15 protein-coding genes are annotated in these 23,398 nt (G+C 61.6%); 10 read left to right on the forward strand and 5 right to left on the reverse strand.

Annotated elements, in window-relative coordinates:
- The 6 genes from GDV60_RS13720 (at nt 1) to GDV60_RS13745 (ending at nt 6,762) form a co-directional block, all read left to right on the forward strand.
- Nucleotides 1-1,002 carry an acyl-CoA dehydrogenase family protein gene (locus tag GDV60_RS13720; protein ID WP_029291623.1) on the forward strand — a complete coding sequence of 334 codons (1,002 nt, stop codon included), beginning with the start codon at nt 1-3 and terminating at the stop codon, nt 1,000-1,002.
- Nucleotides 999-1,757: a PIG-L deacetylase family protein gene (locus GDV60_RS13725; RefSeq protein WP_159907688.1), complete on the forward strand. Its 759-nt coding sequence runs from the start codon at nt 999-1,001 to the stop codon at nt 1,755-1,757. The genes GDV60_RS13720 and GDV60_RS13725 overlap by 4 nt, the downstream gene beginning before the upstream one ends.
- Nucleotides 1,754-2,353: an SAM-dependent methyltransferase gene (locus tag GDV60_RS13730; RefSeq protein WP_092236778.1), complete on the forward strand. Its 600-nt coding sequence runs from the start codon at nt 1,754-1,756 to the stop codon at nt 2,351-2,353. Before GDV60_RS13725 ends, GDV60_RS13730 begins: the two co-directional genes overlap by 4 nt.
- The gene (locus tag GDV60_RS13735; RefSeq protein ID WP_159907690.1) at nt 2,350-3,009 is read left to right on the forward strand and encodes a glycosyltransferase family 2 protein; all 660 of its coding nucleotides are present in this window, start codon (nt 2,350-2,352) and stop codon (nt 3,007-3,009) included. The genes GDV60_RS13730 and GDV60_RS13735 overlap by 4 nt, the downstream gene beginning before the upstream one ends.
- A gap of 174 nt (nt 3,010-3,183) precedes the next feature.
- Nucleotides 3,184-3,945: a PIG-L deacetylase family protein gene (locus GDV60_RS13740; RefSeq protein ID WP_029291613.1), complete on the forward strand. Its 762-nt coding sequence runs from the start codon at nt 3,184-3,186 to the stop codon at nt 3,943-3,945.
- Between the two features lie 240 nt (nt 3,946-4,185).
- Nucleotides 4,186-6,762, forward strand: coding sequence for an autotransporter outer membrane beta-barrel domain-containing protein (locus tag GDV60_RS13745; RefSeq protein ID WP_159907692.1), 2,577 nt, complete (start codon nt 4,186-4,188; stop codon nt 6,760-6,762).
- Nucleotides 6,763-6,810: 48 nt separating this feature from the next.
- On the opposite strand, the gene GDV60_RS13750 is transcribed toward GDV60_RS13745, so the two are convergent.
- The 4 genes from GDV60_RS13750 to GDV60_RS13765 form a co-directional block, all read right to left on the reverse strand.
- Complete coding sequence (locus GDV60_RS13750; protein ID WP_159907694.1) at nt 6,811-10,989, reverse strand: hypothetical protein; 4,179 nt, start codon at nt 10,987-10,989, stop codon at nt 6,811-6,813.
- A 265-nt stretch (nt 10,990-11,254) separates the two neighbouring features.
- Nucleotides 11,255-13,483 carry a 1,4-alpha-glucan branching protein GlgB gene (glgB, locus tag GDV60_RS13755; protein WP_159907696.1) on the reverse strand — a complete coding sequence of 743 codons (2,229 nt, stop codon included), beginning with the start codon at nt 13,481-13,483 and terminating at the stop codon, nt 11,255-11,257.
- Nucleotides 13,484-13,534: 51 nt separating this feature from the next.
- Entirely contained in the window at nt 13,535-16,852 is a 3,318-nt protein-coding gene (gene treS, locus GDV60_RS13760) for a maltose alpha-D-glucosyltransferase (RefSeq protein ID WP_159907698.1), read from the reverse strand.
- A gap of 153 nt (nt 16,853-17,005) precedes the next feature.
- The gene (locus GDV60_RS13765) at nt 17,006-18,979 is read right to left on the reverse strand and encodes an alpha-1,4-glucan--maltose-1-phosphate maltosyltransferase (RefSeq protein ID WP_159907700.1); all 1,974 of its coding nucleotides are present in this window, start codon (nt 18,977-18,979) and stop codon (nt 17,006-17,008) included.
- Nucleotides 18,980-19,179: 200 nt separating this feature from the next.
- Between GDV60_RS13765 and GDV60_RS26565 the strand changes: the two genes are divergently transcribed.
- The gene (locus GDV60_RS26565; protein ID WP_166647845.1) at nt 19,180-19,338 is read left to right on the forward strand and encodes a hypothetical protein; all 159 of its coding nucleotides are present in this window, start codon (nt 19,180-19,182) and stop codon (nt 19,336-19,338) included.
- A gap of 9 nt (nt 19,339-19,347) precedes the next feature.
- On the opposite strand, the gene GDV60_RS13770 is transcribed toward GDV60_RS26565, so the two are convergent.
- Entirely contained in the window at nt 19,348-19,842 is a 495-nt protein-coding gene (locus GDV60_RS13770) for an MgtC/SapB family protein (protein ID WP_159907702.1), read from the reverse strand.
- A gap of 120 nt (nt 19,843-19,962) precedes the next feature.
- On the opposite strand from GDV60_RS13770, the gene GDV60_RS13775 reads away from it, so the two are divergent.
- The 3 genes from GDV60_RS13775 to mapR all read left to right on the forward strand — a co-directional run bounded on the left by GDV60_RS13775 (nt 19,963) and on the right by mapR (nt 23,356).
- Entirely contained in the window at nt 19,963-20,202 is a 240-nt protein-coding gene (locus GDV60_RS13775) for a DUF3203 family protein (RefSeq protein WP_070994825.1), read from the forward strand.
- Nucleotides 20,203-20,397: 195 nt separating this feature from the next.
- Nucleotides 20,398-21,813, forward strand: a complete 1,416-nt coding sequence (gene ccoG / locus GDV60_RS13780) for a cytochrome c oxidase accessory protein CcoG (RefSeq protein ID WP_159907704.1) — start codon at nt 20,398-20,400, stop codon at nt 21,811-21,813.
- Nucleotides 21,814-21,946: 133 nt separating this feature from the next.
- Nucleotides 21,947-23,356 carry a GntR family transcriptional regulator MpaR gene (mapR, locus tag GDV60_RS13785; protein WP_029291598.1) on the forward strand — a complete coding sequence of 470 codons (1,410 nt, stop codon included), beginning with the start codon at nt 21,947-21,949 and terminating at the stop codon, nt 23,354-23,356.
- Nucleotides 23,357-23,398 lie beyond the last annotated feature (42 nt).

Raw genomic sequence — 23,398 nt, forward strand, 5'->3', positions numbered from 1 at the left:
ATGGCATTGCACGATTTTCTACAACTCAACCGCCACCCACTGGCTGAAATCGAGGGCCTTGGCCTGACCCTCAAGGCCCTGGTGGACGCTGGCCTGGACCAGTTGCCGCGCCCCGGTGGCGGGCAGACACTGGTGCGTTTCAGCCAGTTGGCCCAGGTGGCCGGCCACGACTTGAGCCTGTGCAAGTTGTACGAAGGGCACACTGACGCGCTGGCAATCATGGCCGAACTCGGCAGCCAGGCCCCGCCTGCGGGCAGCACTTGGGGCATGTGGGCCGCCGAACCGCCGGCGGCCCGGGTGCAGGTCAGACGTGCCGGCAGCCAGCTGCTGTTGGTGGGCCGCAAGGCCTGGTGCTCCGGCGCTGCGGTGGTCAGTCATGGATTACTGACTGCCTGGGATGAGCAGCAACGCCAACAGCTGGTCGCGGTGGCGATGGCTCAGCCGGGTGTCGAAGTGACCGGCGACGGCTGGCGAGCCGTGGGTATGCAAGCCTGTGCAAGTGTCGAGGTGGTTTTCGACAACGCCGTTGCAGTAGCGGTCGGCGGTCCAGGGGATTACCTGCAACGCCCGGGTTTCTGGCAAGGCGGGGTTGGTATCGCCGCCTGTTGGTACGGCGCGGCGCAACGTTTGGCCGAGGCCCTGCGCGAACACTGTGGCCGCCGCGAAGAACCCCATGCCCTGGCCCACCTGGGCGCGGTGGACATGGCGTTGCATGCTGGCGCCATGGTGTTGCGCAGCGCTGCACGGCAGATCGATGAGCAACCTCAGGCCAATGCCCAACTGCTCGCCCGCCGGGCGCGGGCAGTCATTGAGGCAACGGCCAACGAGGTCATCCATCACGTTGGCCGGGCCATGGGCGCCGGGCCGTATTGCCAGGATCCGCACTTTGCCCGGCTGATCGCCGACTTGCCGGTGTACTTGCGCCAAAGCCACGCCGAGCGTGACCTGGCGGCCCTCGGCCAGCAGCTGTCGCAGCAATCACCAGGGACGTGGCAGCTGTGAACGCCAACCCGATTGTCGGCCAAGGCACTTCGCTGCGCGCCTGGCAAGGCTCCACTCGGGTCGCCGGCCTGCCCCTGATCAGCATCGCGCAACTGGTGCCGGCTGGCTGTCGCGCGGTGATTATCGCGCCCCACCCAGACGATGAAGTACTGGGCTGTGGTGGCCTGTTGCAAGGCTTGGCGGCACTGGACCGCGAGTTGCTGCTGGTCTCGGTGACCGATGGTTGCGCCAGTCATCCCGGCTCGGCCCGCTGGCCGCGCCAGCGTTTACGCGAGGTGCGCCCCCAGGAGTCGGCCGAGGCGCTGCACCGCCTGGGCTGGTCGCCGCAACGGCTGAGCTGGCTGCGTGGTGGTTTTTCCGACAGCCAGGTACAGGCGCGGGAACCGGCACTGGTTGAATTTATCCAGCAACACTTGCACCCCCACGACGTGGTGTTCACCACCTGGCGCGAAGACGGCCATTGCGACCACGAAGCCGTAGGCCGCGCCAGTGCCCAGGCGGTCCGGGCCGTAGGCGCGCAGTTGATCGAGTTGCCGGTATGGACCTGGCACTGGGCAACCCCAGAGGACACGCGGGTGCCCTGGCACCGTGCGCACAAGATCGCCCTGACGCCCGCTGCCGTAGCGCGCAAGCGCCACGCCCTGCACGCGTTCACCAGCCAGTTGGAGGGTGATCCGCAGATCGGCTTGCCGCCCGTATTGCCGCCCCATGTGCTGGAGCGGCTACTGCAACCTTTTGAAGTGGTGTTTGTATGAGTGTTGCCACCGCCTATTTCGATCAGCTGTTTGTCGACAATGACGACCCTTGGGCCTTTCGCCAGCGCTGGTACGAGCAGCGCAAACGGGCCTTGACCCTGGGGTTGCTGAGCAAACCGCGCTACTCCTCGATTTTCGAGCCCGGCTGCGCCAATGGCGAATTAAGCGCCGAACTGGCGCCGCGCTGTGACCAGCTGGTGTGTTGCGACACCGCGGCCAAGGCGGTGGCCTTGGCCCAGGCGCGCCTGCAGGGTTTTGCCCACGCCCAGGTGTGCCAGAGCCGCTTGCCGGCACAGTGGCCGCAGGGCCGGTTCGAACTGATCGTGCTCAGCGAGTGGTGCTATTACCTCGACCAGGATGACCTGTGCGTGTTGATCGAGCGGGCCCTGGCCGCGTTGACCCACGACGGTCAGGTGCTGGCCTGCCACTGGCGCCCGCCTATCAAGGGCTGCCCGCAGACGGCGGAACAGGTCCACCAGTTGTTGCACGAGCGCCTGGGCATGCCGCGCGTGGCGCAAGTGGCTGACAGTGATTTCCTACTCGACCTGTGGTCTCGCGAAAGCGCCTCGGTCGCCCACCTTGAGGGGCTGCGATGATCGGCATTCTGATCCCGGTGCACAACGAAGAGGCGCTGCTGCCCGAGTGCTTGAAGGCTGCGATGATCGCCGCCAGCCATCCGGGCTTGCTCGGTGAAGAGGTGCAGATCCTGGTGGTCCTCGACAGCTGCACCGACCGCAGCAGCGCCATTGCCCAGGCATTCGGGGTGCACAGCCTGAACGTAGAGGCGCGCAACGTCGGCCAGGTGCGTGGAATAGGCGCACGGCATCTGTTGAACCAGGGCGCGCGCTGGATTTCCTGCACCGACGCCGACAGCCGCGTGGCGAGTGATTGGCTGGTGGCGCAACTGGCCCTGGGCGTGGACGCGGTATGCGGCACGGTCACGGTAGATGCCTGGAGCGAAGGTTTCGATGAGGCCGCGCAGATCCGCTACAACCAGGCCTATCGGGCTTGTGACGGGCATCGGCACATCCATGGGGCCAACCTGGGCGTCAGCGCCGGTGCCTATGTACGTGCCGGCGGCTTCGAACCCCTGGCCTGTCATGAAGATGTGCAACTGGTGCGCCAACTGGAGCGATGCGGCGCAACCATTGCCTGGAGCCATGCGCCCCAGGTCATCACCAGTGCGCGGCTGGACTGCCGTGCACAGGGCGGTTTTGGCGATTATTTGAAGGGCCTGATGCAGCCTTCCTGAAAAAGTTGCAACTTTACCCGGCGAAATCCGGGTGATGAACAATACTCAAGCTTGGCAATCCAGGATTCGGATTGCCCGTGTGCCGCACAGGCCTTGGCGCCTGCGCGATAAAAAAGGAGAGTCGACCCGTCCACGGGGCACGACCTGCATCATCAGGACAAGGATGTGACATTGATCAAACCCGCCACTCTCAACGACGGTCGCCATACGCCGGCGCAAATCTGGAACAGCGCACCACAATTGGCACAAATCCCCACCATCAGCCCTTCCCTCCTGGTGCCTGCCGGCTCGCGGGTGGTGGTCGTTGCCCCGCACCCGGGCGACGAAGTGCTGGCCTGCGGTGGTTTGCTGCAACTGCTCAGCGCCCTTGACCACCCCTTGAAGCTGATCTCGATCACTGACGGCAGTGCCAGTCATCCGGGTTCCAACCAATGGTCGGCGCAGCGCCTGAGCGTGTTTCGCCCCCAGGAAAGTGTCGAGGCCCTGCGCCGCCTCGGCTTGCCCCTGCATAGCCTGAAGTGGATTCGCGGCGGTTTTTGCGACAACGACCTGGCCGCTCGCGAACAGCTATTGAGCCCCTTTATCGCCCGCTACCTGCAACCCGGTGATGTGGTGTTTACCACCTGGCGCAATGATGGCAATGCCGACCACGACGCCGTCGGCCGCGCCACGGCCATTGCCTGTGCGCTGACTGGCGCGCGCCTTCTTGAATTGCCGATCTGGGCCTGGCATCGCCCCGCCCGTGAAGCCGGGCGCATGCCCTGGCAGTGCGCGCGCAAGGTGCGCCTCGACACCTGGAGTGTGGCGCGCAAACGCCACGCCGCCCATGCCTACGCCAGTCAACTGCTTGGCGACCCGCTGATCGGCCTGGCGCCGATGCTGCCACCGGTACTGCTGGAACGGATGCGCGAACCCTACGAGATTGTGTTCTTGTAACTGGTCTGTACCTGTTAATTCTGACAGTGGCGGCCCTTTGCGGCTGTTGCTAACGTGGAACAAGCACTGCACCGGTTCAGGTGCAGTCGAGAAAGCCATGCCAACCCCTTGCATTGGCGATGTTTTACGAAACGGAACCAGCCGTCCCCTATCGTTATCGTGCTTCTCGTTGCCATGGTCCGTACCGCGCCTGCCCGTGCAGGCGACGGGATGTCAGTTGCCATCGAGTGAGGATGGATCATGAGCACACGGCGATATTCTCTGCTGCACCTGAGCGCCTGGACGGCCGGCGCAACCCTGATGACCACCCTCTCGCTACCGGCCTACGCGGCCTGTACACCGGTGGTCACGGCGGGCGACGACACCACCACCTGCGACAGCGGCACCACGCCCGGCTTTACCGACCTCAACGGCAATAACACCCTCAACCTGCCTACCGGTGGCAATGGCGCAATCACCAGCGCCGTGACATTTGGCGACGGCCACGATCTGGTGCAAGCGCAATCGGGCAGCATGGGCGCGCTGAACATGGGCAATGGGGCGAATATTTTCCGTGTGGAGCTGGATGCTGTCGTGGGGGCGGTGACCCAGGGCGACGGCGCCGATAGCATCCAAATCAGCGGCGGCAGCGTTGGCGCGATCAACCAGGGTGATGGCATCGATGCCTACGCGCAAAGCGGCGGTCGTGTCGCCAGTTTGGCCCAGGGCGACGGGCGGGATACGTTCAACATGAGTGGCGGCGAGATCGTCGGGGCGTTCGAAGATGGCGATGTTGCCACCCAATCGGCGGGCACGATCGGGCGGGTCGACATGAAGCTCGACAACAACTTCTACACCCTGCTGGGCGGGCGGATCAACGGCAACCTGGTGACCGGGTTTGGCTTGGACACCATCAGCATTTCCGGGGGGTATATCGGCGGTAACGTCAGTGTCAGCGGCGGCAATGATTTGTTTACCCTGACTGGCGGCGTGGTCAACGGCCAGGTGCTCATGAGCTTTGGCAACGATCAGTTCAACTGGATCGGCGCCGGCACGATCAACTCTGCGGTCAATATGGGCCCGGATAACGACACCGCACTCCTGCAGAACCTGACGCAAGCCACCCTCGCCGCCACCCCCTTGATCGATGGCGGCCTGGGCAACGATACCCTGACGTTTGACAACACCCAGGCGACCAATGCCGAGCGCTACGCCAACTGGGAAACGGTCAACCTGGACAATGGCTCGCGTTTTAGCCTGGCCGGGGATTTCAAACTCGGTGATACAGGTACCGGCACTGGCACCTTGAATGTCGACGGCAGCAGCGTGCTGTTGGTCAGCCAGGGCAGCGTCAGCCCCCTCACTGCCGGCCAGTTGGCCACCCTCCATAACAGCGGCCTGATTGATATGACCAGTGCCAGCAGCAGCGCCACCGACAGCCTGACGGTCAATGGCAACTACGTCGGCAACAATGGCCAGATGGCGCTGCAAAGTGTATTGGGCGGTGATGGCTCGGCCAGTGACAGACTGGTGGTGAACCAGGGCACGCTTCAGGGCAGCACGACCCTCATCGTCAGCAACCTTGGGGGGGCTGGCGCCGAAACCCTGAGCGATGGCATTCAGGTGGTCCAAGCGCTCAACGGCGCGACCGGCAGTGACCAGGCCTTCAGCCTGGCGGGGGGCTCGGTGTCGGCCGGGGCGTTCGAGTACTTCCTGTTCAAGGGCGGTGTCAGCGCAGACTCCCAGCAGCAGTGGTACCTGCGCTCGGCCGTGGTGGCGCCGCCGCTGCCCGCCCCGGAGGGCCCCGTGGAACCGCTGCCGGTGCCGATTCCCGCCGAAGGCACACCGGTGGACTTGCCTGCGCCGGTGGCCGGTGAAGCGCCGATCCCGATCTATCGCCCCGAAGTACCCGTGTATTCGGCGCTGTTCCCCGCGGCGCAGCAGACGGTGCGGGCCATGCTCGGCACCTACCATGAGCGCATGGGCGACCAGGCACGCCAGGCCAGCAGCGGCTCATTCCCGGCGGGCTGGGGCCGGGTGTACGGCAACAGCAGCCGCCAGGCCTATGCCGGCACGGTCAGCCCGCGGTTGGACAGTTCGGTCACCGGTTTCCAGGTGGGCAGCGACGTGCATGCCTGGACCACCGCCAACGGGCAGACCCAACGTGTGGGCTTCTTCGTCGGTCATAGCCGCCTGCGGGGCAATGTCGACGGCTTCAATCGCGGCTGGCAGCACCTGGATGCCGGCAACACCACCTTGCGTGGCGACAGCCTGGGCCTGTACTGGACCTTGATCGACCCGTATGGCTGGTACGTCGATGCTGTGCTGATGGGCACCCGCCTCAATGGCAGCAGCGAGTCTGATCGCGGGCTCAAGACCAAGGGCCACGATGTGCTGGGCTCGGTGGAAGCCGGCGTACCGCTGCCCGTCGCGCCAAACTGGGTGCTGGAGCCGCAATTGCAGTTGATCGTCAATAAAACCCGGCTCGATCGCCAGAATGACGGGGTTTCCGACGTTTCGTTTTCCGCCGATACCGCCATCACCACGCGGCTCGGCGCCAGGCTGCGGGGCAGCTATACCGTAGCGTCGATGCCAGTCCAGCCGTATCTGCGCGCCAATGTCTGGCATGCCTCGGCCGGCACCAATCGGGTGCGTTTCAACGGGGTCACGGATATCGACACCGAGCAGAAATCCACCACCCTGGACCTGAGTGCCGGTGCAACCCTGCAGATGTCCAGCAGCGTCAGCCTGTATGGCGATCTGGGTTATGAACGCAACCTCGATAGCAATGCGCTGGATGGGCGCAAAGGCACTGGGGGCGTCAGGGTGGAGTTCTGAAAACCCTAGGGGCGTGGGTGTTTTCTGTCGCGGGCGATGCGCCCGGGACTATTGGAACACCTGAGCCTCGCCATCGACGGTCGCCGCTATCCAGCGTGGTTCCAAGGGGTCACTCCACACTGAACGGGGTGGCGTCGCCCCATCGCTGATCAGGATGCGCCGGCCCGACTGGCTCCACTCTTGCATTCGCGCCTTGAACAACGCGGGGTAATCCGCAGCTCGGCAGGTGATACCGGCCCAGGGATCAACGACCCAGGCGTCATCCCACTCCGGCCCCACAAACCCTTTGCTGCGAGGCTGCCCTGGTGGGCCGCCGATGATAGCGAAAGTATGCCGCTTGACTTGCGCGATACGCGCATGGCCGCCACTGGTATTGATGGTATCAACGGCCACCTTGGCCATCTGGTCGCAATTGCCGGCACCGGTCTTCAGGACTATTTCGCTATAGTTGGGGGCGCCTGTTCGTGTGTAAAGCCAGCCCACCATTTCCGTGGCGGTGTTGCTACGTGCGACCTCACCGGCAAGACCTGGAACCTGTTGATTGGCTGACCGGATGCCAGTGGCCTGGAATTGCTCGTCGACGGCTTTTCTCGCCCCTTCTGCATACAAGCGGTTCTGCTGCTCTGCCGGCAGTTGGGCAAAGTCAGCCGGTTTCTTGATCGGCGCCAGTCGCACCGGCTTTGCCGCGACTACCACATGGCCGGGGTTGCTCCCCGCGGCGTACACCCCCATCAATACTTCACGCTGTTTTTCGGGGGGCAGTCCTTGCAATACGCTGGCAAGATGGTTGATTTCCTTAGGCGTCATGGGTTCGTCAGCGACGATCTTCTTGACCAGGCTATCCATAGTCGGCAGCACCACCAACGGGTTGTCCGGCAGGCCCTGGGCGGCAAAGCCATAGATATCCTTATGCTGGTCGTACAGTTTGATAAATTCAACGTCCAGTGGATCCTTGCGGGTCATGCGGTGAAATTCCAGTGGGCCATTGCCGTTCAGCTCAGCGTAGTAGTGCACACCGGTATCGGCCTCGACCACCACGTACTGCCGGCCGTCATGATTGACCTTCAGGCCCCTGACGACGCGCTGGTCATTACTCAGATCGCTGATCGCATCCATCTTGACTACAACCGTTTGCTGGTTGACCGCCCGAGGCACACCAAAGTCGTCATAACCAAAGTCCGGTTCATTGACTACGGTCCCCGTGGTACGGCCCTTGTACGTCACAGGCTGTGAACTGGCCATTGGTAGTAGCTCTTGGTTTCCCGCTTCATTGACGCGGTAACGACGATGCTCGTGAATGACCGTGCGCGGACCTTTCGCCTGCCCTACCCCCGGAATCAGGCGACGATGCTCCAGGGCCTGGGCGTCCTGGAACACTGGGGTGCCGCCAGGTTCGATCTGTTTGGTGTAACACAGGTCGTCGAGATCTCGCTTGTGACGGCGCCCTCCGGCGCCACAGGTCATCACAAACCCTTCAAGCGTCCCTATATCCTCAGGCCCGCCTAGTTTGACCAGGCTTTCGGGTTTGCCCGGGTTATAGCGATAGACGTCATCGCCGACCATCACATCGCTGTATTTATTGCGTTTCACCACCCGTGCCTGCTCACTGGAAATACCTTCGGCCACCCGCAAGGTCTGTCCTTGGGCAACGGGCCTGGGGGTCAGGTCAATTGTTGGAGAGAGGTCGTAACGCCCTCGGCCGGGCAGTTTAAGCACGGCAGATTTTTTGAACTGTGCAATGCCAGCTTGAACATTTTGCAGGTGCGCGCCGCCGAACTTCAGCAGCCTGTTGCCACTGCTACTCAGTGCAGGCATCACGGGGTCAAGGGGGTTGAGATTGCGCACCACAGAAACCGTAAACTGCTTTACCAACGAGCCAAACTTAGGCAGTAGCGCGCGCACTCCGATCTTGCCTGCACGCGAAACCAAACGCACCGAGCCCGCGGCAAACTTGCCCATAGGGCCCGCTAACGCTGACAGCCCATCGTTAACCAGATCCAACACACCCTGTTTGGTGTCGCCCTTGACGAGACTTTCAATGCCGCTCCAGAGCGGAACCACCATCTGCGCGGTACCTTTGACGCGCTCCCAGAACGCCTCATCTTTTTTCTGTGCGGCACTTTCTCGCTCAGGATCGGACTCGGCCCACTCCTTCAGCCTGTCTGTATCGACGTAGAACAGATCATCTGTAGCGGTCTTTGCGATAGCCTCAGACCGTTCGGAAGTGAGGGTTTGTGGCACGGCTCGTGTAGAGGGGGCGGCAGATGATGGAAAGTGGGCGAGTTGTTGAGGGACAACGATAGAAAAACTGGGAGGTTTGGGGCCTTTGCCTGACTTATAGCTCGCCCACTTTTTCTGGAACTCAGCCCTGCCACCTGCACGAGCGTCGCGCACAACCAATTCTTCAGAAGGCACACCGTCAGCGGAGTGTTCGATCGAGATGAAGTCTTTGCCATAGTTTTTATCGGCCGGGTTGTAGGACTCCAGAATCGGTTTCAAGTCGTCACGACGCCGAGCGATACCTTTGACAGGATTGATCTCGTAGTAGGTTGTCTGCCCCTCATGTACCGCCTTGAGAATAAATGCCGGGCGTGTGATTGCTGCCTTTTTATCGTCATCAGTTTCCTTGGCTGAGTCGGGTTTGGTCCTAAGTGCGTAAACCGTGACATCTCCCTGTTCAATGGCCCTGCGGTCTTTTAACGGGAGTTGGGACAACTGGTCGGTGATCAGTTTTGCATAGGCTGACTTTGTATCCTTAAGGTACTTGTCGAACGCCGTTTTGAACGTGGCTTGATCATAGACAGGGTATTTATAGCTGACCTCGGCCGGCGTGATTTTCTCGCCATTGAGACGCCTGTACAGAAGAAACAACGGGCTGAACAGGCTCAGCACTTCGGTGCGTGAAGTACCCCGCGCCATACGCTCGAAATAATCCTTGCGCATCGGCACATCCGCTGACAATTGCTGGGCTGCCGACACCACCTTATCGACGTGGGCATCCAATGCGGCGACTGCTGTATTGATCTCCTCCTGGGAGTAGTCCTGTTTTTGTGGGAGCAGCCCTTGTGCCACGGCCCAATCCAACGTCGCCGGGATACGGGTCGACGCGATAGCCGCCCACTGCTCGTCCGTCGTCGCTTGCTCGCTGAACTTGGCTGGCAGGTCAACCAGCTCCTGAACACTCATGTGCCGTGAAGAGCCTGGTTTTATCGCTTCGGCCAGGCTGACGCCGTGCTTGAAGTTCACCCACGCCGCCGATCCCTGGTAAGGCAGTTCTGCCGGTGTATCACGTACGGCAAAGTCGGCCGGGAATTGGGGTTTGAGGATATAGGCCGCCAGATAGGCCTGGTCGTTGGATAACTGCCTTGTGCTGACCAAGTGTTGCCTGAACTCGGACTTGATGGCTGGGTAGCTTTGGTTCCAATGCTCACTCGACGCCAGGTCAAAGCCGGCGATATGCCCCGGCTTTTGGCCTTGCACCGGGTCCAGGCTCAAGGTCAGGGCCTTGAGCAACAATTTGATCTTGACCTCACGGGTAATGACGCCATCCAGTGGGAATTCAGCCCCGCCCAGGGTCTTGAGCAGCTGTTGAATCAGCTCATTGGCTTTGGGTGACTTAAGTATCAGTTCCAGTACCGCGGCAGGTGTGTCCTTGGCTTTTTCAAGGGCCTGTGGCGAGATTCCCTCAGTCAACAGACTGAGCAAAGGCCGCTTGTGCTTGGCCTCCTGCTCGGTGACCCATGCAGAGATAGCCGGCTCGTTAGTCTTGTGCAACAAGCCATCGGCATTACTGGAAGTATTATCCAGACCCAGGGCGATTTCGCTGCGGGCATCTGCCACGGCATAAATGGCTGCTTGCAGTTGCTCCGGTGTCTTTGGATCAGATGGCACGATGCCATAAAACTTGAGCATGTTCTCCAGCCGGTTGGTACCCGGCTCGGTGGAACCGTTCGGCGGTATCAACGGTGAGTCTTTGTTCAGGAACACGCTTTTGTTCACGGGGGTATCGGCGTTTTTCGAGGCTGCAAGCTCCCTCAGAGTCTTCAGCATTTCGTCCAGATCCCCCAGTTTGCCTCGCACCTCGGCCTGTTGCGAACCGGCAGGTGGCTCTGCCATTGGCAGCGCGGCCAGGCTGGATTTGCCCTGGGCCGCAGGTGGTGCATCAACTGGCGGGGCCACCTGAGGCGAAAGAGTGGCATGTCGGGTATTCAAGCTTGCTGGGGGCATGGTGTTTGCGTCTCTGGCAGTGATACACAGGGACAGCGACGAAACGAGGTGAACGGAGATCCTACGCCTGATCGCTGACAGCCTTGTGTGGATCACACGTAAGAAATTGTTCCAGAGGAATTGGTAACGGCGCTCGTCAGGGCAACGGCGCGGGCCGTTTTCAGGCGTCGGCTTGGCGGCGATGGCGGCCGATAAACGCTGCGGGGTGTCTGGTACCCAACATCAGCGTTATCGTCCATCGCCGGCAGGCCGGCTCCTACGGTTATTACTCCTGGCGCAGAATCAACACGGCCAAGGGCGGCAAATTCAACGACAGTGATACGGCCTGCCCATGGAGCGGCTCGTCCTGGGTAAAGGCTTCGCCGCCATTGCCGTAGTTGGAGCCGGAATAGGTGTCGGCATCGCTGTTGATCAGCTCCTTCCAGCGGCCGGCCAAGGGCACGCCGACCTTGTACGCCTCTCGGGGGACCGGGGTGAAGTTGGCAACGACCAGCACCGGCTTGCCGCTTTTACCCCAGCGCAGCCACGCATACACGCTGTTGATGGCATCGTCACCAATCAACCACTGGAAGCCCTGCGGCGCATCGTCCTGCTCATGCAACGCCGGCTCTTCGCGGTACAGGCGATTGAGGTCGCCCACCAGTTTCTGCACGCCGCGGTGTTCCGGGTACTGCAGCAGGTACCAGTCCAGTTGCTGGTCATGATTCCATTCGCGCCATTGGCCGAACTCACAGCCCATGAACAGCAGTTTTTTGCCCGGATGCATCCACATAAAGCTCAGGTACGCACGCAGGTTGGCGAATTTCTGCCAGCGATCACCGGGCATTTTGTCGATCAGCGAGTGTTTGCCATGCACCACTTCATCATGGGAAATCGGCAGCACAAAGCGCTCGGACCAGGCATACACCAGGCCGAAACTCAGTTCGTTGTGATGGTGGGCGCGGTACACCGGGTCTTGCTGGATGTAATGCAGCGAATCGTGCATCCAGCCCATGTTCCACTTGTAGTTGAAGCCCAGGCCGCCCTGCTGGGTCGGCTGGCTGACACCGGGCCAGGCCGTGGATTCCTCGGCAATCACCAGGGCACCAGGGGCCTCCAGTGCCACCACATCGTTCAAATGGCGCAGGAAGTCGATGGCCTCCAGGTTCTCGCGCCCGCCGTGGCGATTGGGCACCCACTCGCCGGCCTTGCGCGAATAGTCGCGATACAGCATCGACGCCACCGCATCCACCCGCAGGCCATCGATATGGAAATGCTTGAGCCAGTGCAACGCCGAGGCCAGCATAAAACCGTGAACCTCGGTGCGCCCCAGGTTGTAGATCAGGGTGTCCCAGTCCTGGTGGAAGCCTTCGAGCGGGTTGCCATATTCGTACAGTGCGGTGCCGTCGAACTGCGCCAGGCCGTGGGTATCGGTGGGGAAATGCGCGGGTACCCAGTCGAGGATAATGCCGATATCCGCCTGATGGCAGGCGTTGACGAACGCGCCGAAGTCATCGGGCGAGCCGAAGCGCGCGCTGGGCGCAAACTGCGACAGCGGCTGATAGCCCCAGGAACCGCCGAAAGGGTGCTCCATGATCGGCATCAACTCGATATGGGTAAACCCCAGTTGCTGCACATAGGGAATCAGCCGCTCACCCAGCTCGCGCCAGCCGTATTGGCGCGCCACTTCGCCCAACTCGTCGAGTTCGCATTGCCAGGAGCCGACGTGCAGTTCGTAGATCGACAGCGGCGCGCTGGCCGCCTGGCGCTTGCCCCGGGCTTGCATCCACGCCTCGTCTGCCCACTCCACCTGCAACGGCGCGGCGACTTTCGACGCGGTGTCGGGCGGCAGTTGTGTAGCCAGGGCCATGGGATCGGCCTTGAGCGGCAGGATCCCGGTGGCGCCGAGGATTTCGTATTTATAGGCCGCCCCCGGTTGCAGGCGAGGGATAAAGATCTCCCAGACCCCTGCCGGATGACGCAGGCGCATCGGGTGGCGGCGCCCGTCCCAGATATTGAAATCACCCACCACCGAGACTCGCCGCGCATTCGGCGCCCACACCGCAAAGCGCACGCCCTGGATGCCGTCAACACTCATCACCTGGGCGCCGAGGCAGTTGCTCAGGTCGCGGTGATTGCCTTCGGCAAACAGGTACAGGTCCATTTCCCCGAGCAACTGCCCGAAGCTATAGGGGTCTTCGGTGATCTGCTCGCCGCCCGCCCACTGGATCTTCAGCAGATAGCCCTGGCGTGTGGCGAAATGCCCAATGAATAAGCCTGGGACCGGCGTGGCGTCGAGGCTGCCGAGCACCTCGTGACTGCCACGGGCCAGGACCTCGACGCTCAAGGCCTCGGGCAAAAACGCGCGGATGACCTGACCGCCTGCCTCGTCCTCATGGGGCCCGAGGATCGCGAACGGATCCGTGTGCTCGGCTCGCACCAGGGCTTCGATATCCTTGGGGGCAGGCATGATCTTGAACGTCGATTGCAGCGGTTCTTTGTGTGTAAAACTCATGATTTCTCCCACTGCTTGTGGTTTTGAATAAGGTCAGACACAGCAAACCCCCTAAATGTGGCCGGCCAACAACCCGTGCAAACCACGCAATGGCACCGCCAGCCAGGTCGGGCGGTTCTGCGCTTCGTAGGTCACTTCGTACGCAGCCTTCTCCAGGCTGAACAACGCCAGTGCCGCCTGCGCCCCTTTGGCATCCTGCCAGTCATGCGCCAGTGTAGACGTAGCCTGTTGATACGCCTGGATAAATGCCTGTCGCGCTTCACTCAGGTAACGATCGGCGACCCGCTGGCGTGCCGCATCAGCATCAGCCGAGTGATCCAGGCCTTGTGCTTGCACATTCAGGGCCATGGCGGCGGCATAGTCGAACGAACGCAACACGCCGCTGACGTCCTTGTACGGGCTGTGCTTGCCCCGGCGCTCGTGCAGCGGCCGTGCGGGTTCGCCTTCGAAGTCGATCAGGTAGGCATCGCCCTTGACCACCAGCACCTGGCCCAGGTGCAAATCCCCATGCACACGGATGCGCAAACCGCCCAGGGTGGCTTTTGCCAACTCCTGCACATGGCTGGCGATGGGCTTTTTCTGCGCCAGCAGTTGAGTGACCAACGCCTGATCGTCAGGGTTCAATTCACTTTGATGCTGTTTGAGCAACTGCAGGGCGCGCTCGACCTGGGCCCCCACTTGCTTGGCCCACCCCTGGCAGTCCTTGGCCGAGGTGACTTCAGGCTGGAAGTCCGGATTGCTCGTAGGCGCGGCCAGGACGTTGTGCATCTCCCCGAGCCGCTGCCCCAGCAGCCCGGCGAAATCGGCCAGTTCACCGAGGGCGTTGTAGTGTTGTTCCTGTTCGGAAATGGCTTGGGCCAGTTCGTCGCGGATCGCCCGCTCCAGGTTGTTCTGGGTCCAGCTCCAGGCATCGCCCTGGTTGCTGAGATAGCCCTGGGCGATCATCAACAGATTGTCCTGGCCCTCGGCATCGCGACGGATCACCGAACCCAGCAAGGGCGAGATATGCGCGTAGCCGGCGGCGGTCAGGTAGGCGCCCATTTCCAGTTCCGGGTGGACCCCGGCGCTGACTTTGCGAATCAACTTCAGCACCAGGCTTTCGCCCACCACCACGGAACTGTTGGATTGTTCTGCCGCCAGGTAGCGCACTTGCAACTCGTCCCCCACCGGCAGGTTGGCCAATTGCGGGGTCGGCTCGAAACGGATCTCGCCGTCACTGCTGCTGAGCACGGTCTGCGCACGCAGGCCCTCGATGACCGCGCGGATATAGCTGTCGAGGCTGAAGGCATCGGTGATCAAGCCCACCTGGCGCACCCGCCGCACCCGCGCCAAGGCCAGTTGTTGCGGCAAGGCGCTGGTGAACTGGTCTTCGCCTAGCAGGCCGAAGGGCAATTGGTAACGGCTGGTCTGCCCGCCGCTGGTCACTTCTATCTCGCTGAGCAACACCGGGTGCTGCGCATCGCCAAACCGTACGCCATAGGCAATGTGCACACTGTCGATGGCCGCGTCCTTATTGGCAAACCAGCGCCGCTTGGGCAGCCAGGTGGGTAACGAGGTTTGCTCCAGGGTGGTGCGCGATGGCGCTTCGAGCAACTCTTCGAGGCGTTTTTTCAGGACCAGGGTGGTGAAGTCCGGCATGCTTTGGGCCGGTTCCACATGCCAGCTGGGCATTTGGTTTTCGGTGGCCAGTACGAACCAGTAGAAGCCATAGGGCGCCAGGGTCAGCAGGAAATTCAGCTGGCCAATGGGCGGGAATGCATTGCCACCGAGCATTTCCACCGGAACCATGCCGGCGAAGGCCGACAGGTCCAGCTCCGCCGCCTGGGCGGTGCGCGACACGTTGGCCACGCACAGGATGATTTCGTGCTTGCCGTCGGCGCCGGTGTATTCGCGGGTATAGGCCAGGATCCGGCGATTGCTGGGCGAGAGCATTTTCAGGCTGCCACGGCCAAATGCCTTGGACTGCTTGCGGATCGCCAGCATGCGCCGGGTCCAGTTCAGCAGTGAGTGTGGGTCCTGGGCCTGGGTTTCGACGTTGACCGACTGGTAACCGTAGAGCGGGTCCATGATCGGCGGCAGCACCAGGCTGGCCGGATCGGCGCGGGAAAACCCGCCATTGCGGTCGATGGACCACTGCATCGGCGTACGCACGCCGTCGCGGTCACCCAGGTAGATGTTGTCGCCCATACCGATTTCATCCCCGTAGTACAGGGTCGGCGTGCCGGGCATGGACAACAGCAGACTGTTGAGCAGCTCGATGCGCCGGCGGTCGCGTTCCATCAGTGGTGCCAGGCGCCGGCGAATACCCAGGTTGATACGCGCGCGGCGGTCGGCGGCGTAGTAGTTCCACAGGTAATCGCGCTCCTTGTCGGTGACCATTTCCAGGGTCAGCTCATCATGGTTGCGCAGGAAAATCGCCCATTGGCAGTTGGCGGGGATTTCCGGGGTCTGGCGCAGAATGTCGGTGATCGGGAAGCGATCTTCCTGGGCCAGGGCCATATACATGCGCGGCATCAACGGAAAATGGAAGGCCATGTGGCACTCATCGCCGTCATCGCCTTTCTGGTCGCCAAAGTACAGCTGGGTATCTTCCGGCCACTGGTTGGCTTCGGCCAGCAGCATGCGGTCGGGGTAATTGGCGTCGATCTCGGCGCGGATCTGCTTGAGTACATCGTGGGTTTCGGGGAGGTTTTCGTTGTTGGTGCCGTCGCGCTCGATCAGGTAGGGAATCGCGTCCAGGCGCAGGCCGTCGATGCCCATGTCCAGCCAGTAGCGCATCACCGACAGCACGGCTTTCATGACTTGCGGGTTATCGAAGTTGAGGTCCGGCTGGTGGGAGTAGAAACGGTGCCAGAAGTACTGGCCGGCCACCGGGTCCCAGGTCCAGTTGGACTTTTCGGTGTCGAGGAAGATGATGCGGGTGCCATCGTATTTCTGGTCGTCATCGGACCACACGTAGAAATCCCGCGCACTGGAACCGGGCTTGGCTTTGCGTGCCCGCTGGAACCAGGGGTGCTGGTCGGACGTGTGGTTGATCACCAGTTCCGTGATCACCCGCAGGCCACGCTTGTGCGCCTCGGCGATAAAGCGCTTGGCGTCGGCCATGGTCCCGTAGTCGCTGTGTACACCCCGGTATTCGGCGATGTCATAGCCGTCGTCACGCCGTGGCGAAGGATAGAACGGCAGCAGCCAGATGGTATTCACGCCCAGGTCGGCGATGTAGTCGAGTTTGGCGATCAGCCCGGGGAAGTCACCGATGCCGTCGTTGTTGGAGTCGAAATAGGATTTGACGTGAACCTGGTAAATCACCGCGTCCTTGTACCAGAGCGGGTCTTTGATAAAGGTGGCAGCCTTGGGTTTCTTCGCCATTGGAAACTCCTGAATAAATACTGTGGTTAATGTGGGAGCTGGCTTGCCTGCGATAGCGATGGATCAGCAAAGATGCTTTTCACTGACCCACCGCTATCGCAGGCAAGCCAGCTCCCACATTGGATCCTCAGGGTTCTGAAGACCGTGTTCGACTTAAGAATGGGTTATGCGCCAGATGCCAAACGGCATGTGAGGCTCGATGCGCATCCATTGGGTCTTGCCGTACCAGGTCCAGCGATGGCCATTCATCAGGTCTTCGCCCTGGACCTGGGCGTCGTCCGGCAAGCCCATCTCCCACAGCGGCAACTCGAAATGGGCCTCCTGGGCGTTGAACGGGTCGAGGCTGACGGCGATCAGGATGAAGTTGCTGCCATCTTCGCTGCGCTTGCCGAAGTACAGGATGTTGTCGTTGAAGGCGTTGTAGAGCGTCAGGCCCAGGTGTGTCTGCAGCGCCGGGTTTTGCCGGCGGATGCGGTTGAGCTGGGCGATCTCGGCAATGATGTTGCCGGGGGCGCTGAAGTCCCGGGGGCGGATCTCGTACTTTTCCGAGTCCAGGTACTCTTCCTTGCCCGGCACTGGCGCGCTTTCACACAGTTCAAAGCCCGAGTACATGCCCCACAGGCCCGAGCCCATGGTGGCCAGCGCGGCGCGGATCAAAAAGCCCGGGCGGCCGGACTCATGCAAGAAGCCTGGGTTGATGTCCGGTGTATTGACGAAAAAGTTCGGCCGGTAGCATTCGCGCCAGGGCGACTGGTTCAGTTGGGTGAAGTACTCGCTGAGTTCGGCCTTGGTGTTGCGCCAGGTGAAATAGGTGTAGCTCTGGGAATAACCGACCTTGCCCAGGCGCGCCATCATCGCCGGGGTGGTGAAGGCTTCGGCGAGGAAGATCACCTCCGGGTGTTGGGCCCTTACGTCACTGATCAGCCATTGCCAAAATGGCAGCGGCTTGGTGTGGGGGTTGTCGACGCGGAAGGTCTTGACCCCCTCCTCGACCCAACCCAGCACAATGTCGCGCAGCTCCAGCCACAGGCTGGGGATCGCATCGGCGGCATAGAAGTCGACGTTGACGATGTCCTGATATTTTTTCGGCGGGTTTTCCGCGTATTTGATCGTGCCGTCCGGACGCCAGTTGAACCAGCCGGGGTGTTGTTTGAGCCACGGGTGGTCCTGGGAGCACTGGATGGCAAAGTCCAGGGCGATTTCCAGGCCATGCTCGGCGGCGGCGGCTACCAGGCGCCGGAAATCCTCGCGGGTGCCCAGTTGCGAATGGATTGCATCGTGGCCGCCCTCCTCGCTGCCGATCGCATAGGGGCTGCCGGGATCATCGGGGCCGGCGCTCAGTGAGTTGTTCTTGCCCTTGCGATGGCTACGGCCAATGGGATGAATCGGGGGGAAATACAGGACGTCAAAGCCCATGTCGTGGATCATCGCCAGGCGCGAATGCACGTCATTGAAGGTGCCGTGGCGCGCCGGATCGTCGGTGATCGAGCGCGGGAACAGCTCGTACCAACTGGCAAACAGCGCCTGGGGGCGCTCCACATCCAGTGGGTACAGCGGGCTGATACTCAGGTAGGGGCGCAAATCAGCCTGGGCCATCAGCTGTGCACTGTCTTCGTGCAGAAACAGCGCGACCTGCTCGGTTTCCAGCAGCCCGGACAATTGCTGGTGCAACTGCTGCAAGCGCTTCTGCAGCTCGCCTTCGCTACGTTCGGCAGCCTGCAGCACCTGGTTGCGACCTTCCTGCAGCTCCAGGCTGACAGGAACCCCGGCCGTGTGTTTCTTGCCCAATTCGTAGCAGAAGCTGGCGAAATGATCGATCCACGCTTCGACGCAATACTGGTGGGGGCCTTGCTCGGTCACGCTGAACGCGCCCTGCCAGGCATTGTTGCCCTGGTCACTCATGGGCACGCTGTGCCAGCTGTCTTCACCCAAGGCCTGCCAACGGATCAAGACGGCCAACTGGTCATGGCCATCGGCAAAGACATTGCTCGCCACCTGGATGCGCTGGCCTTGCACGGCCTTGACCGCAAAGGCCCCGGCGTCGATCACAGGTGTGGTGTCTTCAATGGCGATCCTGGGCAGCAACAGTGCCTGGGACAGTGGTAGTGCGGGTCTTTCAGCAGTCATCGAGCATCTCCCCTTACGCCCCATGGACGCTCTTGTGCTTGATTGTCAGTGCTGCAAGCGGGCTCTCCCTGAGCCGGCCACATAAGGTCCGAGCCCGGGCGCGTTGGAAAAGTTCAGGTGGATGTACCGCCATCGGGCGGGAATCAAACGGCCATGACGGTTGTCCACCGGTTGAGCAAAGCACAAACGAGGCCACCGCGATGAACATCCCCATTCCTGCTGAAACCCCAGACCCGAATATCGACAAACCCACCCTGCCGCCGACCGAACCGGAGCCGATTCCCGAGCAGGAACCTCCGGAAAGCGTGCCACCGGCAAAGGAAGAACCGCCGACGACGATGCCGCCGGTTATCGTGTAGGAGCCGCGGCTAAGGCTTGTCCAACAGCTTCACAATCCTTGGCATCACGCTGAACACGGCAAGGGCGAGCACGGTGCTCAGCACCGCCGTGGACTCCTTGCCCAGCCCCGCCGCCACCCCGATGGCGGCGGTCATCCACAAGCCGGCCGCAGTGGTCAGCCCCTTGACGTGCTGCCCGGCCTCCTCTTCCTTGCCCTTGAGGATGGTGCCCGCGCCCAAAAAACCGATCCCGGCGATCACCCCTTGCACCACCCGGCTCATGGCATCGGCCTGGGCACCGCCGATCTGCGGGACCAGCACAAACAACGCTGCGCCCATCGCCACCAGCATATGGGTGCGCACCCCCGCGGCCTTGCCCTTTTGTTCACGTTCAAAGCCGAGGATGCCACCGAGGATCGCTGCAATCAGCAGGCGTACGGTGATTTGCGTCATTTGCCGCGCATCGCCGATATCGGCGAATTCGCTTTGCAGGGTTTGCCAGACTTCTTGCCACCAGGCGTCCATGGTCCTGTCCTTTTCATGGGGGGATAGAAGATGGACAGCAACGACCGCCAGTCAGTTGCGCCGAACCATTGGCAAGGGCGCGACACCTAACCAACAGGACTGTGCAACCAGGAGAACACCATGCCCGTACGTATCGAAAACCAGAGCTGCTATTTCAAGATTGACGACAGCGGCGAAGAGCAGCGTTGCAGTGTGTTGGAGGTAACGGTGATTACCGACAGCGATAAAGCCATGTCGGCGGTGGAGATCGACGGCCAGCGGATTTACATCACCGAGGCGCAAGCCGACGCCTTGACCGTGGCCGGCGCCATCGATGGGCGTAAGCACCTCAAGGCCACTGACGGTGATTCGGTGATTTGATTGATCTGGATCAGCATGCCGTGGGCACGGTTGATCCAGGCATCGGCCCCACGGCTTGCGGGGTGCTGCACATTGTCGCAGGGCGGGCGCCAAAACCCATCTGATCCGCTTTTTATCGATTTACCTGAGTCTGTTATGCAAACAGATCGCGGCCCATAGTTCATCCGCCTGATGGAGGCTGATGAGCGAAAGACCATGAGCGATAGAATCCCCGTCCGATTAGTAGAAAATTTCGAGCCTGCACATCCAAAGAAGATGAAGGCCAAATCCAGCGACAACCTGATCCACACCCGCAGTTTCACCGGCCTGTTCCGCACCTTGCGCATCAGTGGCGCAGGCTTTTTGTTCCTGGCGTTTTTTGGCACCGTGTGGCTGAACTGGGACTCACGCCAGGCAGTGTTGTGGGACCTGGCGGAAAGTAAGTTCCATATTTTTGGCGCGACCTTCTGGCCCCAGGACTTCATCCTGTTGTCGGCGTTGTTGATCATCTGTGCCTTCGGGCTGTTTGCGATCACCGTCTTTGCCGGCCGCATCTGGTGTGGCTACACCTGCCCGCAAAGCTCGTTTACCTGGTTGTTCATGTGGTGCGAGAAAGTCACCGAAGGCGAGCGCAACCAGCGGATCAAGCTGCAGGCTGCGCCCTGGGGCGTGAACAAGCTGGCGCGCCGTGCGGCCAAGCACACGCTGTGGCTGGCGATCAGCGTGCTGACCGGTTTGACCTTTGTCGGCTACTTCACCCCGATCCGGCCGTTGGCCGAAGAACTGCTGACCTGGCAGATGGGCGGCGTCAGCCTGTTCTGGGTGCTGTTCTTTACCGGCGCCACCTACATCAATGCCGGCTGGCTGCGTGAAGCGGTGTGCATGCATATGTGCCCGTATGCACGGTTCCAGAGCGTGATGTTCGACAAGGACACCCTGACCATTTCCTACGACGCCTCCCGTGGCGAAAGCCGTGGCCCGCGCAAGCGTGATGTGAACCCGGCCGAGGTCGGCCTGGGCGACTGCATCGACTGCCACTTGTGCGTACAGGTATGCCCCACCGGCATCGATATCCGCGACGGCCTGCAGATGGAATGCATCGGCTGCGCAGCCTGCATCGACGCCTGTGATTCGATCATGGACAAGATGGGCTATGCGCGGGGCTTGGTGAGCTACACCTCCGAGCATCAGATGCAGGGCGGCAAGACCCACCTGCTGCGACCGCGATTGATCGGCTACAGTGCGGTGCTGCTGGTGATGATCGCTGCGTTGGTGATGGCGCTGGTGCAGCGGCCAATGGTCTCGCTGGACGTGACCAAGGACCGTGGGATGTTCCGGGAAAACAGCCAGGGGCTGATCGAGAATATCTACAGCCTGAAGATCATCAACAAGACCCAACAGCGCCAGGATTACCGCGTGGAGCTGCTGGATGGCGAGGGCTTCGAGCTGCAGGGCAAGACCGAGGTCAGCCTGGCGCCGGGGGAAATTACCGACTTGCCGGTTTCTGTGGCGTTGACCCGTGACAAACCGACCAGTAGCTCGCAAACCATCCGCTTCAAGGTGACGGATAAGGATGAGCCAAGTGTTTATAGTGTCGCCGACAGCCGTTTTGTGGCGCCGCTGAACCGCTGACCCACGCAACCTCCCTTGTAGGAGCGGGCTTGCCCGCGATAGCGGTGCGTCAGTCGAAATATCTGCTACTGACACACCGTAATCGCGGGCAAGCCCGCTCCCACACTTTGACCTGTGTAGACCTAGGATCACGATGAAACGCTACGAGAAATTTGCCGACGACATCGCTGAACTGATCCGCTCCGGCGTCCTCGGCCCCGGCCAGCGTGTGCCGTCGGTGCGCTATGCCAGCCAAACGTATGGCGTCAGCCCATCCACGGTGTTCCAGGCCTATTACCTGCTGGAGCGCCGTGGCCTGATCCGTGCGCGCCCGCGCTCCGGGTATTTCGTCAATACCCATGCCCCCAGCCCGTTTTCCGAGCCTGCGGTCAGCGCCCATGTGCACGAGTCCACTGAAGTGGACGTCAGCGAGCTGGTGTTTTCGGTACTCGATTCGATCAAGGACCCGCAGACCGTACCGTTTGGCTCGGCCTTCCCCAGCCCGATGCTGTTCCCCCTGCAACGCCTGGCCCGCTCCCTGGCCAGCGCCAGCCGCGAGATGGATCCGCGCATGGTGGTCACCGACATGTCGCCGGGCAACCCGCAACTGCGCCGGCAAATTGCCCTGCGCTACATGGTCGGCGGCTTGATGCTGCCCATGGAGGAGTTGCTGATCACCAACGGCGCCCTCGAAGCGCTGAACCTGTGCCTGCAGGCGGTGACCGAGCCGGGAGACCTGGTGGCCATCGAGGCCCCGGCGTTTTATGCCTGCCTGCAAGTGCTCGAGCGCTTGAAACTCAAGGCCGTGGAAATCCCCGTGCACCCGCGCGATGGCATCGACCTCCAAGTGCTGGCCCAGACCCTGGAGCGCTACCCGATCAAGGCCTGCTGGTGCATGACCAGTTTCCAGAACCCCATGGGCGCAACCATGCCCGAGGCCAAGAAGCAGGCGTTGGTTGAGTTGTTGCGCGGGCATCAGGTGCCGCTGATCGAGGACGACGTGTACGCCGAGTTGTATTACGGCCAGCAGGCGCCCAAGCCCGCCAAGGCCTTCGACACCGAAGGCCTGGTGATGCACTGCGGTTCTTTCGCCAAGAGCCTGGCCCCTGGCTATCGCGTAGGCTGGGTGGCCGCTGGCCGTTATGCGCAAAAGATCGAACGCCTGAAGCTGATGACCTCGCTTTGTGCCTCGATGCCCGCCCAGGCGGCGATTGCCGATTACCTGCAACACGGCGGCTACGACCGGCACCTGCGTAAATTGCGCTATGCCCTGGAAGAGCAGCAAAGTGCCATGCTCGCCGCCATCGGCCGCTACTTTCCGGCGCAAACCCGGGTCAGCCAACCGGCCGGCGGCTATTTCCTGTGGCTGGAACTGCCAGAACAGACCGACTCGTTGAAACTGTTCCAGATGGCCTTGGCCCAAGGTATCAGCATCGCGCCGGGGCCGATTTTTTCGCCGACCCAACGCTTTCGTAACTGCATTCGCTTGAACTACGGCAGCCCCTGGGATGAGGCGGCGGAAAAGGCCATGGAAACGTTGGGGCGCATTGTGCGTTCGTTTTAAGGGGCTGCGCTTGAAAGGGAACCAAACACTGAAACGTGCCAC

Source organism: Pseudomonas sp. DTU12.1 (genome assembly GCF_009873475.1).
Taxonomy (GTDB): domain Bacteria; phylum Pseudomonadota; class Gammaproteobacteria; order Pseudomonadales; family Pseudomonadaceae; genus Aquipseudomonas; species Aquipseudomonas proteolytica.